Raw genomic sequence first — 12,443 nt, 5'->3', positions numbered from 1 at the left:
CTTTTTAATACCTGCTATATTTTGAGCGTCTTTTGAATGAAGTTGATTAAAAAACAACGAAGTTCAATTCTAATACTGTCTGAGCTTGTTACTCGTCATATCACAAGCATCACTCTAGTCAGCATTTGAATTCAATTTCCTTAGAAGGATCATGTAATGGATTTATCTACTCTACCCACACTGACTGTACTTTCTGACAACGTGACTATCGTAGAACACGAAGGCGTAAAACTAGTTCGCGTTATCCACGATAAAGCAAACGCAGCCATTTCATTGTTTGGCGGCCATGTCGTGTCATTCCAACCACAAGGCCAAGAAGACCTAATTTGGATGAGTCAACAAGCTAAGTTTGATGGCAAAACGGCTCTACGTGGCGGTATTCCGGTATGTTGGCCTTGGTTTGGTCGCATTGCAGCACCTGCTCATGGTTTTGCACGTTCAAGCGAATGGCAATTAGTTGAGCACCGTGAAAGCGAAGCGGGTGTGATAGTAAGCTTAGGTCTAAAGCCAAACGAAGAGACGTTAACTGTCTGGCCTCATCAATTCGATGCTCGTTTGAATGTTGAAATCGGCGAGCAACTAAAAGTGACCTTGGATGTGAAGAACACTGATTCTCAGCCATGGACTTTCTCTGGTGCGCTGCACTCTTACCTAAACGTTGGAAATATTCACAACACAACCACGACAGGTATGGGCGCTGAATACATTGATAGCCTACAAGGTGGTAAGATCTGCCAAGGTGGTTCTGAGCTTGTCCTGACTGACACCATCGATCGTGTTTACACACAACCAGAAGCGCAAATTTTTGTTGCTGACAAAAAATTGGATCGCACTTTAACGGTTGAGAACCAGGGTCATAACTCTGCTGTATTATGGAACCCGTGGGCTGAAGGCGCTGCGAGTATGGGCGATATGCAAGACGACGGTTACCTCACTATGATGTGTGTAGAATCAACGCTGCATGCACCAAGCCTAGAAGCAGGTAAAACGTTACAGCCAGGCGAGAGCCACCAACTGATTACGGTTATCTCTTCGAATTAAGCGTCTAGCTAATTCGAAGAAAAAACAATAAATGCAGCCTTCACAAGCTGCATTTTTTATTGTCTACAATCTCACCACTCCCCAGAGCAATGGCATGTATCCAATAAGGAGTAGCGTATATCCTGAAAAGTCATAGCGCATAGCCACAACAGCCTTCCTCGTATTGGTTCAAATCAACACCAGATCACCATTTATCAGTTTAATTTATAAAAATAACCATCAATTCATTAATTATTATCAATCCATGCCGATAAATAAGTTCTTATGATATAAAACTCAATAGTAAAACCAAATCTAACAACACCTAAATGAAGACAGGATAGTGAATTCATGTTCGATAAATACAAAAATCAAAGTGTTGGTTTCCAACTTAAGCTAGTGATTTTACTTTGCTTGCTGATCGCCTTTGGTTCAATTGCGACCCTCGTGTATCGAAATGCCTCACAGGTATTATTAGACAACACACTGAAAGAGCATCAGTCAAAAGTCGAAGCAATGGCCAAAACAATATCTGGTCAATTTGATGCCTACCTGCATACCGCCGAAGTTTTAGAATCAACTTTTCGTAACGGTTACCTAGCAGGTGTTTATGTTGAAAGTTATGACGTTGAGTTCAACGGCCATTCGATTCCTAACATGACGCAATATGGTGAAAGCCTGATCAACGACACCAAACTCGTTGATAGCTTTACTCGTGATACAGGCGCAGTAGCAACATTGTTTGCCCCATTCGGTGAGGACTTCATTCGTGTATCAACATCTCTTAAAAACCCTTCAGGTGATCGAGTAGTTGCTACTACGCTAGGACGAAACCACCCAGGCTATAACAAACTCAAAAGTGGCCAGCCTTATTACGCTCAAGTAAAACTATTCGGCCAGCGTTACATCACCTACTACGCTCCCTTAACCAATGCTCAAGGTAAAGTTAATGGTGTGTCTTTCATTGGCTTACCCGTTGAAGAAGCAACTCAGAGCTTATTTGAGTCTTTGCGCTCGGTATCATGGGGAGACACCGGATACACCATCATTGTTGATAATGAAAAAGAACATCAAGGTCAGTACTTATTGCATCCTACCCTTGCTGGCGGTGGCAAATCGATTATTGATGTCGCCGATTACGATGGCAACAAACCTTTCTATCAACTCTTCGAACAATCATCAGGCCTGATCCTATACCCATATGAGTATCAAGGAACAGTAGGTGAAAAATATCTGGTATACACCGACGTTCCGGGTTGGGGATGGAAGCTACTTGGCGGCACGTTCATTAAGGAAGTGACCAAAGGCAGTGACGAGCTTCTGAAGCTTATCGCTATCATTGCGACCTTGATTGCCGCCGCTACAATCGTAGTGTTAACTTTCGTTTTGAACCATACACTAACACCGCTAACAACCTTAAACGAATACATGATGCGTTTAGGGAAAGGCGAAGTCAGCCTACATATTCCAAACTCAGGTAAGCAAACAAAGAATGAAATCAGTAACCTAAATACAGGGGTTGCAACCATGGCTGCCCAGTTGAATACATTAGTGGGTGAAATTCGTGCGACCAGTGATCAAGTTCAAAATAGCTCAAGCAGTGTTTCTCAAGATGCAAGCCACAACTTAACGCAATCTGACCGTCAACAGGCGCAAGTAGAACAAGTAGTAACAGCAATAGAAGAGATGGCGACGTCGGCTGAATCCGTAGCTCAACAAGTCAACAGCATTGCTGAAAACGTCCGTCTGGCAAATGACGATAGTCAGCAAGGCTTAGAGGTTGTTGAAGGTGTGTGTATTGATGTTGCTCAGCTCAACGATCAGCTAGATAAATCAGCATCAGCGATTGAGCAAGTAAGCGCTGATAGCGAAAGCATCCAAACTGTTACCAAAATGATTGATGACATCGCAGAACAAACCAACTTACTTGCGTTGAATGCTGCGATTGAAGCTGCACGTGCTGGAGAACAAGGCCGTGGCTTTGCCGTTGTTGCTGACGAAGTGAGAACGCTGGCTCATCGTACTCAAACCTCAGTACAAGACGTGGTAAGCATTATTGAGAAACTAAAAGCTTCCACTAATAATGCCGTAAATCTAATGACGCAGAGCCAATCGAATGCCAACCAAGTACTCGATAAAGCGCAAGAAGCCGGTACAGCACTAGAATCCATTGCTTCTCAGGTTGAGTCTATTGCTTCTCAAGCTGAAACTATTGCTGCAACATCTGAAGAGCAAGCTCAAGTTTCTCAAGAGATAGCCGCCAACGCACATGCAATCAGCGACCTAAACCAACAAAGCCGAGAAACCAGCGCTAAGACATCTCAAAGTGCTGATGAACTTCAAAAGCAAGCTGAGTCATTGAAAAATCAAGTGAACTTCTTTAGCTAACCATTTATTTAACTAAAGACTTAGTGATTAGCCTTGGTTAATAACTTTAGTAAATAGCTTGAGTTCACATATCGCTGCGTGAACTCAATAACTTCACATAGAGCCAACACCTCGTTGGCTCTACTTATTTAAGGCAACCTCGTTTACGCTAGCGCCCCTCTTTGCTTCCTGTTAAAATTTCGCCCTTAAGATATCTACCTCGAGTTCGCAATGACTTACCAATGCCCTTTGTGTCACCAACCTTTATCTCAAAACGATCGTACGTTTAAGTGTGAAAAGAACCATCAGTTCGACCTAGCGAAAGAAGGCTATGTCAATTTGATGCCAGCACACCACAAACGCTCAAAAGATCCAGGTGACAACAAAGAGATGATGCAGGCTCGTCGCCGCTTCCTTGAAGGCAACCACTATGACCCAATGCGCCAAGCGGTGGTGACATTGTGTTCTCATTATCTACCAGCAGAGGCACCTGCCCTATTGGATATTGGTTGTGGCGAAGGTTATTACACCAACGAAATTGCGGTAAACCTAAAAGAAAAGAATGGTGCTACTTTTGGCCTAGACATTTCTAAGATCGCTATCAAATACGCGGCTAAACGCTACCCTGCAGTCGACTTCTCGGTTGCATCAAGCCATCGCCTACCCTTTGCTGAAAACAGCTTAGACGGCATTCTACGCATTTACGCGCCTTGCAAGGCTGAAGAGCTGCAACGCACCATCAAAGATAATGGTGTGGTGATCACCGTGACACCCGCTAACCGACACCTGTATCAACTGCGTGATGCAATTTATGATGGCGTTCGCTTACATGACGAAGATCCAGAAGTGATCGAAGGTTTTACGCTTGAACACCAAGAACAACTAAACTATATGATGGAACTATCGGGGTCAGATGCATTCGACCTGCTACAGATGACGCCATTTGCTTGGAAAGCGAGTGAAGAGTTTAAACGACAACTCACCGATGCAGAGCAATTCAACTGTGAAGCTGACTTTATGTTGAGAGTGTATCGCAAACAAATTTAATTGATATTGATTATCGTTTGCATTGAAATCTCATCTTGCCTCCTTTAGTATGCGTGTTCTTCAAGGAGGCATTTCATGCAACGTATTATTCTTATCGGATTAGCTACCCTGCTTACAGCTTGTGCTACTCAACCTTCAAACAACACTTCTCAAACAGTGGCTAACACGCAAACAAAAACCGTTTTCACATTTTATGATTACCAGTTTGCTTCCCCACAAGGTAAAACACTTTCCCTCGATGCGTTACCCAAGCAACTGACAGAAGCTGACGTCGTTCTTATTGGAGAATGGCACACTCACTCTGCTATCCATCGCTTCCAAACCCATTTCCTAAAAGTGCGTCGAAACGCTACGCCAAACATTGCGTTATCAATGGAACAATTCACTCGAGAGCATCAAGACACATTAAACCAATATCTAAACGGTGAGATTGGCGAACAAGTTCTTATGTCTCAAGCCGCTGCTTGGCCAAATTACGAAAGTGATTATCGTGCGCTGGTTGAATTCGCAAAAGCCAACGATGTCGATATCATTGCGGCAAACGCACCAAAACCCTTTGTACAGTGTATCGGCCGTAAAGGATTATCCTATCTAGATCAGCTAACGACGGAACAACGCCAATGGATTGCTTCAGAAGTCGATACTGGCGATAGCCCTTACAAAGAAAAGTTCATGGCTTCAATGCATCACGGCACACCAGAGCAAACAGAAAAGCAATTTTCCGCTCAGGTAACCTGGGACGAAACTATGGCTGAATCGATTGTGGATTACCTAGCATCAAACCCTGAACAACAGGTGATCCATGTGGCTGGTAAATTCCACACCGAAGGTGGTTTAGGCACTGCAGCGTCGATTCTACGTCGTAACCCTGATTTGAAAATTGCCATCATCAGTCCAGTTGAAGAAATCTCATCGAATAGCAGTGACTACCAACTAAAAGTGCTTTCTCCACCGGCTCGTTTTGTTAAGAAAGAGAACCGAATGAAGGCATACAAGCACCTATCTAAGCGCGGATCCGATCTCAAGTGCGACTAAACTCGCTATCCAGACTTAATCTTATCCAAGTTTAGGTCTGGCATGCTACAAGTCTGGCAAACTAAAAGCTTGTTCAATCGCGCCCTAAGATAAATATTGATATCGGCATAGGAATTGCTTAATTACCAAGCAGTTTTGATTAAGCAGATGAAAATGTAATGTGCGAATAAAAAAACATCACCATGGTGATTAAATGCACAAGTTTTTCACACCTCTGCCGATACTATATTTAAGGATAGGTAAGGAGAGCTATATGACGCCGGTAGGAACGAGTAATACCCAGCTATATTCACCTTCGCAAATGAACTCACAGAGTAAAAACAGTGAAGCTGAAAAGCCCGCGCCTCTTAAGGTTGAACAAAACACTGTTAAGCTTTCTAATGAAGGCAAAGCGCTCTTATCTGCCCTGAAAGAAATCGATAAAGAAGCAAAAAAAATTGAAGCAGAGAATGAAACCGTTACCGATAAGGTTGAATCATTTGCTCATGGCGCTCTAGGTATGGATCACCCAGACAAGATCGAAGAAGAAGACGACGGTTCGTATTCAGCTGGGCAATATTTGTCCGCAGCGGCAACCGTTGGTGGAATCCTTCTCGCTCTGGTCTAACACTTTATCGTTCTCCACTGCATCCCATCCCTTACGCTGCATCTCTTGCATTGCCCCTTTGCATAGAGTCTTTTCTATTGTAAAAAGTGATTTGTCGTCACGACAACAGACCTGATTTGTCCTAAAAAACGAGTTCACTCCATAATTCCGCTCTCATTTTAATGGAATAATACTCGTGAAAAACACTTTTGAGCTTATTGACAAGCCGACCTTTTTTGGTGCGATAGCACTCCTACTCACGATCGTCTTCCCGCTGATTATGTTCCCTACTCAAGGAGCAGACTGGATTGCGGTAGCTAAAACTTTTATGACCGATCAACTCGGCTTTCTATATTTAGCGCTTGGCCTAGCAGCGTGTGCGTTCATGGTTTATGTTGTCTTCAGTGATATGGGACAAATCAAACTTGGCGAAGCGGACGAAGAGCCAGAATTTAAAACAGCATCATGGGCAGCAATGCTGTTCTGTGGTGGTATCGGTGCAAGTATCTTGTACTGGGGCTGTATTGAGTGGGCTTATTACTATCAATCACCTCCTTTCCAACTGGAGCCAGGCAGTGAGGAAGCCGTTCGTTGGGCAGCGACTTATGGTCTGTTCCACTGGGGACCAATCGCATGGTCTATCTACTTGATCCCTGCGATTCCTATTGCTTACTTCTTCTATGTTCGTAAACAACCTGTTCTAAAAATCTCTAGCGCTCTAATGCCCGTTCTTGGTGAACACCGTAGTAAGGGCGTACCGGGAAAGATCGTCGATATCCTATTCATTTTCGGTCTATTAGGCGGCGCAGCCACAACTTTAGGTTTAGCAGCTCCTCTTATCACTGAAGGCCTTAACCACCTATTCGGTCTGCCTAAAAACAACCTAACTCAAGTGATGGTACTTCTGGTTTGTACTGCTATTTTTGCGTACTCATCTTATGCGGGTTTAGAAAAAGGCATCAAGATCCTCAGCAACATCAACTTCTGGGGTGCGATGGGGCTATTGGCTTTCGTTCTGATTGCTGGCCCTACGATTTTCATGCTGGAAACAGGCCTAGATTCAATTGGTCGCCTACTGTCTAACTTTTTCGTGATGGCAACATGGGCGGAACCATTTGGTGGTTACGGAACCTTTGAAAACACGCACTTCCCACAAGATTGGACCATTTTCTATTGGGCATGGTGGCTAGTTTTCGCACCGAGTATGGGCCTATTTGTTGCACGAATCTCTCGTGGCAGAACCATTAAACAAATGGTGTCAGGCTCAATCTTCTTTGGTTCATTAGGCTGTTTCTTATTCTTCATGATCTTAGGTAACTACGGTTTATCTCTACAGTTGTCTGGCGAGCTCGATGTCGTTGCTATCTTGAACGAAGAAGGCGCAACTAAAGCGATCTTCTCGATGCTGGCACAACTGCCAATGAGCACATTGGTGATCGCAGTATTCACACTACTATGTATCATTTTCACTGCGACAACCTTTGATTCTATCTCTTATATTCTGGCTTCTGTAGTTCAGAACAACGTGACAGAAGAGCCGATGCGTTGGAACCGTATGTTCTGGGCATTTACACTTTCGTTCTTACCAACAATCCTGATGTTCTTGGGGGGGTTAAGTACACTACAAACCGCAGCAATCGTAGGTGGTTTACCACTACTAGCGATCTCTGTGATGTTGATGATTTCAGCCGTTCGAGCCACTAGCCTAGATCTACGTCATCAAGACGCGTACATCGAACCAACGATTAACATCGAAGAACTACCAGACATGGATCCATGGTCGGCAGAAGGTATGGCATTAGCACAGTTTGAAAAAGAGAAAGATGCCGCACAAGAGGCAGCTGAACATGAACGTGAAGCTTACAAAGCGCTAGCGGATGTTAAGAAAGAAATTCGTGCTTATGTTCTTGAACAAGGTGCGCAAATGGAAACACATGAACTTCCAGAAAATCTACAACAAGCTCTTGAGCAGGCTGAAAACGACTTAAGTACAGCTCAAGCGAAGAAAGTAGAGTTATCTGAGCAAGCTCAAAAAGCTCGAGTCGCGTTCAACCAGGTGGTTGCAGAACTGCCGCTTGCTTGACATTAGCCATGACATCGTCCGTTAATCTGGACGCTCCTAAATAAGACCAAGGCTCACAGAAATGTGAGCCTTTTTTTATGTTTTTCTAAAAACTTGAGTTATTGCTCACTTTCATGTTGATGAAACAAATATGAAACGACTTTGACATAAATCGGTGTTCTAATCATCCCGCCTATATAAAAAGGGATAACTAATGAAGCACTTTATGAAACCAATTGTTACCGCAGTGGTAACCTCTACACTCTCATTCAACGTACTTTCAGCAGAAATCAAAAATGTCATTCTGATGATCGGCGACGGCATGGGACCTCAGCAAGTTGGCTTATTGGAAACCTACGCAAACCAAGCGCCAAATTCCATCTATAAAGGGAACAAAACGGCCATTTATCAACTTGCTCAAGAAGGGGTTATTGGTTCATCCCTAACGCATCCGGAAGACGCAATCGTAGTGGATTCAGCTTGCTCTGCGACCATGCTTGCAACGGGTATCTACAGCGGTTCAGAAGTGATCGGTATCGATTCACAGGGTAACCATGTTGAGACCGTACTTGAGAAAGCGAAAAAAGCAGGCAAAGCGACCGGCTTAGTGTCCGACACACGCTTAACTCACGCGACCCCGGCTTCTTTCGCCGCTCACCAACCTCACCGTTCTTTAGAGAATCAAATTGCATCTGATATGTTAGCAACGGGCGCTGATGTGATGCTCTCTGGAGGGCTACGTCATTGGATTCCTAAATCGACCAACGACAAAGGTGAAACCTATAAGCAACTTGAGAAACTGACTCAAGGTGATGTTTATCTCAAATCGAAGCGTAAAGACGACCGTAACCTGCTGACTGAAGCAGAGAAAGACGGCTACCAACTGGTGTTTAATCGCAACATGCTAGACGACGCTAAGGGCGATAAACTACTTGGCCTATTCGCCTACTCAGGCATGGATGATGGCATCGCTTACAGCAACAAGAAAAAGAGTGGCGAACGAACTCAGCCAAGCCTGAAAGAGATGACAAAAAAAGCGCTCAACATCCTATCCAAAGATGAAGATGGCTTTTTCCTAATGGTTGAAGGTGGCCAAATCGATTGGGCGGGTCACAGTAACGATGCCGGCACGATGCTGCATGAACTGCTCAAGTTTGATGAAGCGATCCAAACTGTGTATGAATGGGCAAAAGATCGTGAAGACACGATCGTGATTGTGACCGCAGACCACGAAACAGGATCTTTCGGTTTCAGCTACTCTTCTAACGACTTACCAAAACCACAGAAACGTTCTGGCGAAGCCTTCGCTGATCGCGACTATGCACCCAACTTTAACTTTGGCGCATTCGATATTCTTGATGGTCTATACAATCAGAAACAAAGCTACTACGGCATGATCAGCGAATTTCAAAAGCTAGATAAAGCACAGCAAACACCTGAAAAACTGGCCGAAATCGTCAACAAAAACAGTGAGTTCCCTATTACAGCGGAACAAGCGAAAAACGTATTAGCCAGTAAGCCGAACCCATACCGATTGGCTCAGCACAAATACTTGTCAGCAGAAGAAGTACCTGCTATCAACGATTTCGATGCATTCTTCCCATATAACGACCGTGGCAACCTGCTTGCTCGTGAACAAGCAACGGGTCAAAACATTGTTTGGGGTACAGGTACACATACTCACACACCTGTGAACGTGTTTGCTTGGGGCCCTGCTGAGAAAATACTGCCGGTTTCGAAAATCATGCACCACTCAGAATTGGGTGAGTACATTAAACAACAAGTAAACTAGCCTGAATCTTTTTTGCTCGTTTAACTTTAGCGCCCTCCGGGGCGTTTTTTGTTTTAAGCCTTTAAGTTAAGTAATTAAGTAAGTTTTAAATTTAGGCGACGCAAAACAGCCGCTCAAAAGCGGCTGTTTTTAGAATAACTAACGGTTCGGGTGGTTTAAAATGTGGTCTTCCCAATCGACAACATCAATTTCATACACCACTTTATTACGAACACTTTCGCCTGCTGCATGCATCTCTGTTTTTGATCCCGTGATCAATGGGTGCCATTCAGGAATAGGCTTAGATTCTGATAAAAGGCGATAAGCACAAGTATCTGGTAGCCAGTGAAACTCGTCGATCTTGTCACGAGTCAGCTTCAAGCACTCTTCACCAGAAGTGAAACGGTTCGGGTAGTCTTTACACGAACATGTTTTGTCGTTTAACCAGCTACACGCCACATTGGTGTAGTAAACTTCATCGCTATCTTCATCCATTAGTTTATGCAGGCAACACTTACCACAACCATCACACAGTGATTCCCACTCTTGCTCTGTCATCTGTTCTAGTGTTTTTTCTTGCCAAAATGGATTCGTCATAGGATTACTTCTTACTCATTTACTGGGGTGCGTGTTATACCGCTAGCCCATAAAAAGTTCAAGGATAATCATTGTTCATTCTTTGATTCAATCAACAGCTGTCACTCTCATCATTTTTTGCTACTATCGCGCCCCCTGCTATTTAGTGAGTTTAATTTGATGGAATGTCGTTTAGGTTGTGGAGCATGTTGTGTCGCTCCAAGTATTACATCAGCTATTCCTGGAATGCCCAATGGCAAGCCTGCGGGCGTGCGATGCATTCAATTAAATGAGCAAAATCTTTGTAAGCTGTTTGGTCTATCTTCGCGCCCTAAGGTGTGCCACCAATTCAAAGCCTGCCCTGTCATTTGTGGCAAGACCGACCAAGAAGCCCTTGATAACCTGATCGAATTAGAAGCGATTACCTAAGCGCATCTGCCCTTTTCTGCCTTCTATATGCTCAAGATTTCACAAAGTTACGAAATCTAAACTATCTTGTTGATACTGGTACAGATTAATAAGGATCGTTATGAATAGGTATATCGCAGAAATGTTTGGTACGTTTTGGTTGGTGTTGGGCGGTTGTGGTAGTGCCGTCTTAGCCGCGGCTTTCCCTGATGTGGGAATTGGCCTACTCGGAGTTTCCCTTGCCTTTGGTTTAACCGTACTCACTATGGCTTTCGCTATTGGTCATATATCCGGTTGCCACCTCAACCCTGCTGTCACCATCGGCCTATGGAGTGGTGGTCGCTTTGATGGCAAAGATGTTGCGCCTTATATTATTGCCCAAGTGATTGGCGGTATTATCGCGGGCGGCGTGCTATTTGTGATTGCTTCTGGCCAAGCAGGTTTTGACGTTGTCTCATCAGGCTTTGCTTCGAATGGTTACGGTGAACACTCACCGGGTGACTATTCGCTAACCGCAGCACTCGTGTGTGAAGTGGTCATGACCATGGTGTTCCTATTCGTGATCATGGGGGCAACCGATTCAAAAGCACCGGCTGGATTTGCACCTATCGCGATTGGTCTTTGTTTAACCTTGATCCACCTTATCAGTATCCCCGTCACTAATACCTCTGTGAATCCTGCTCGAAGTACTGGTGTAGCCGTATTTGTTGGAGACTGGGCTGTTTCGCAATTATGGCTATTCTGGATTGCACCGATTATTGGTGCCGTGATTGGCGCTGCGATTTACAAAGCCGTGCGCGGCTCTGATTAATCGTTTGAAAGGTTTTAGAATAGACACGTTCAAGGACAAAGCTTTATAACAAAAGAAGAAAAAGCCGCTTAGTGATTATTCACCAAGCGGCTTTTTTATATCTTATGACGACCGAGTAAGGAGTGCGAAAGCGTGGTGCCATCCACCAGCTCTAGCTCACCACCAACGGGAACACCATGGGCGATTCGACTTGCGTTCACTTCATGGGCATTGCATAGCTCAGCAATGTAATGGGCCGTTGCTTCGCCTTCAACCGTTGGGTTGGTCGCGAGAATAACCTCTGTGATATCACCACGACGTAAGCGGTAATCCAAAACATCGAGGCCAATATCACTTGGACCAATCCCATCAAGTGGCGAAAGGTGGCCCATCAACACAAAGTAACGGCCTGAATATTGGCCAGTTGCTTCAATTGCTGCAATGTCTGCAGGGCTCTCTACTACACAGATTTGACCATTTTCCTGACGTTTAGGGTTGGTACAAATATGGCAGGTATCTTCTTCAGTAAAAGTACGGCACTCATTACAATGACCAATTTCTGTCATTGCCTGGCTAAGAGCATCAGCCAACTGTAGGCCGCCTTTTCTATCGCGCTGTAACAAATGAAAGGCCATACGCTGCGCCGACTTGGGACCAACCCCAGGTAGACAACGTAAGGCCTCCATCAAATGCTCCAGCATATGACTGGTACGCATAGTTAACCGTTCTGATTTTCAAACGGTGACTTGTTCAACACAAACCACCACTTGAATTAACTTTA

The 12,443-nt window shown here is 44.3% G+C and carries 11 protein-coding genes; 9 read left to right on the top strand and 2 right to left on the bottom strand.

What is annotated here, in order from left to right; translation table 11 throughout:
• Nucleotides 1-156: 156 nt before the first annotated feature.
• The 7 genes from SJY39_RS06110 to SJY39_RS06080 all read left to right on the top strand — a co-directional run bounded on the left by SJY39_RS06110 (nucleotide 157) and on the right by SJY39_RS06080 (nucleotide 9,909).
• Nucleotides 157-1,041, top strand: a complete 885-nt coding sequence (locus SJY39_RS06110) for a D-hexose-6-phosphate mutarotase (RefSeq protein WP_010437059.1) — start codon at nucleotides 157-159, stop codon at nucleotides 1,039-1,041.
• Nucleotides 1,042-1,371: 330 nt separating this feature from the next.
• A complete protein-coding gene (locus SJY39_RS06105; RefSeq protein ID WP_010437057.1) occupies nucleotides 1,372-3,408 on the top strand; it encodes a methyl-accepting chemotaxis protein in 2,037 nt (678 codons plus the stop codon).
• A gap of 210 nt (nucleotides 3,409-3,618) precedes the next feature.
• Nucleotides 3,619-4,434: a 23S rRNA (guanine(745)-N(1))-methyltransferase gene (rlmA, locus tag SJY39_RS06100; RefSeq protein WP_010437055.1), complete on the top strand. Its 816-nt coding sequence runs from the start codon at nucleotides 3,619-3,621 to the stop codon at nucleotides 4,432-4,434.
• A gap of 75 nt (nucleotides 4,435-4,509) precedes the next feature.
• Complete coding sequence (locus SJY39_RS06095; RefSeq protein WP_010437054.1) at nucleotides 4,510-5,469, top strand: ChaN family lipoprotein; 960 nt, start codon at nucleotides 4,510-4,512, stop codon at nucleotides 5,467-5,469.
• A gap of 253 nt (nucleotides 5,470-5,722) precedes the next feature.
• Nucleotides 5,723-6,076 (top strand): hypothetical protein, encoded by a 354-nt coding sequence (locus tag SJY39_RS06090; protein WP_010437053.1) that lies wholly within the window; start codon nucleotides 5,723-5,725, stop codon nucleotides 6,074-6,076.
• 175 nt (nucleotides 6,077-6,251) lie between these two features.
• Nucleotides 6,252-8,138, top strand: coding sequence for a BCCT family transporter (locus tag SJY39_RS06085; protein WP_010437049.1), 1,887 nt, complete (start codon nucleotides 6,252-6,254; stop codon nucleotides 8,136-8,138).
• Nucleotides 8,139-8,331: 193 nt separating this feature from the next.
• Nucleotides 8,332-9,909, top strand: coding sequence for an alkaline phosphatase (locus SJY39_RS06080; RefSeq protein WP_010437048.1), 1,578 nt, complete (start codon nucleotides 8,332-8,334; stop codon nucleotides 9,907-9,909).
• 138 nt (nucleotides 9,910-10,047) lie between these two features.
• On the opposite strand, the gene SJY39_RS06075 is transcribed toward SJY39_RS06080, so the two are convergent.
• Complete coding sequence (locus SJY39_RS06075; protein ID WP_016767514.1) at nucleotides 10,048-10,485, bottom strand: YcgN family cysteine cluster protein; 438 nt, start codon at nucleotides 10,483-10,485, stop codon at nucleotides 10,048-10,050.
• A gap of 159 nt (nucleotides 10,486-10,644) precedes the next feature.
• Between SJY39_RS06075 and SJY39_RS06070 the strand changes: the two genes are divergently transcribed.
• Nucleotides 10,645-10,893: a YkgJ family cysteine cluster protein gene (locus SJY39_RS06070; protein ID WP_010436940.1), complete on the top strand. Its 249-nt coding sequence runs from the start codon at nucleotides 10,645-10,647 to the stop codon at nucleotides 10,891-10,893.
• A 100-nt stretch (nucleotides 10,894-10,993) separates the two neighbouring features.
• Complete coding sequence (gene aqpZ / locus SJY39_RS06065) at nucleotides 10,994-11,683, top strand: aquaporin Z (RefSeq protein WP_016767513.1); 690 nt, start codon at nucleotides 10,994-10,996, stop codon at nucleotides 11,681-11,683.
• Between the two features lie 95 nt (nucleotides 11,684-11,778).
• Here the strand turns inward: aqpZ and recR are convergent, their stop codons facing one another.
• Complete coding sequence (recR, locus tag SJY39_RS06060) at nucleotides 11,779-12,378, bottom strand: recombination mediator RecR (protein ID WP_010436925.1); 600 nt, start codon at nucleotides 12,376-12,378, stop codon at nucleotides 11,779-11,781.
• Nucleotides 12,379-12,443 lie beyond the last annotated feature (65 nt).

It is taken from the genome of Vibrio sp. R78045, from assembly GCF_042466085.1.
In the GTDB taxonomy this organism is placed as follows: Bacteria; Pseudomonadota; Gammaproteobacteria; order Enterobacterales; family Vibrionaceae; genus Vibrio; species Vibrio cyclitrophicus.
Note: the sequence above shows the minus strand (reverse complement) of the source record. Positions and strands in the feature narration are given on the sequence as shown.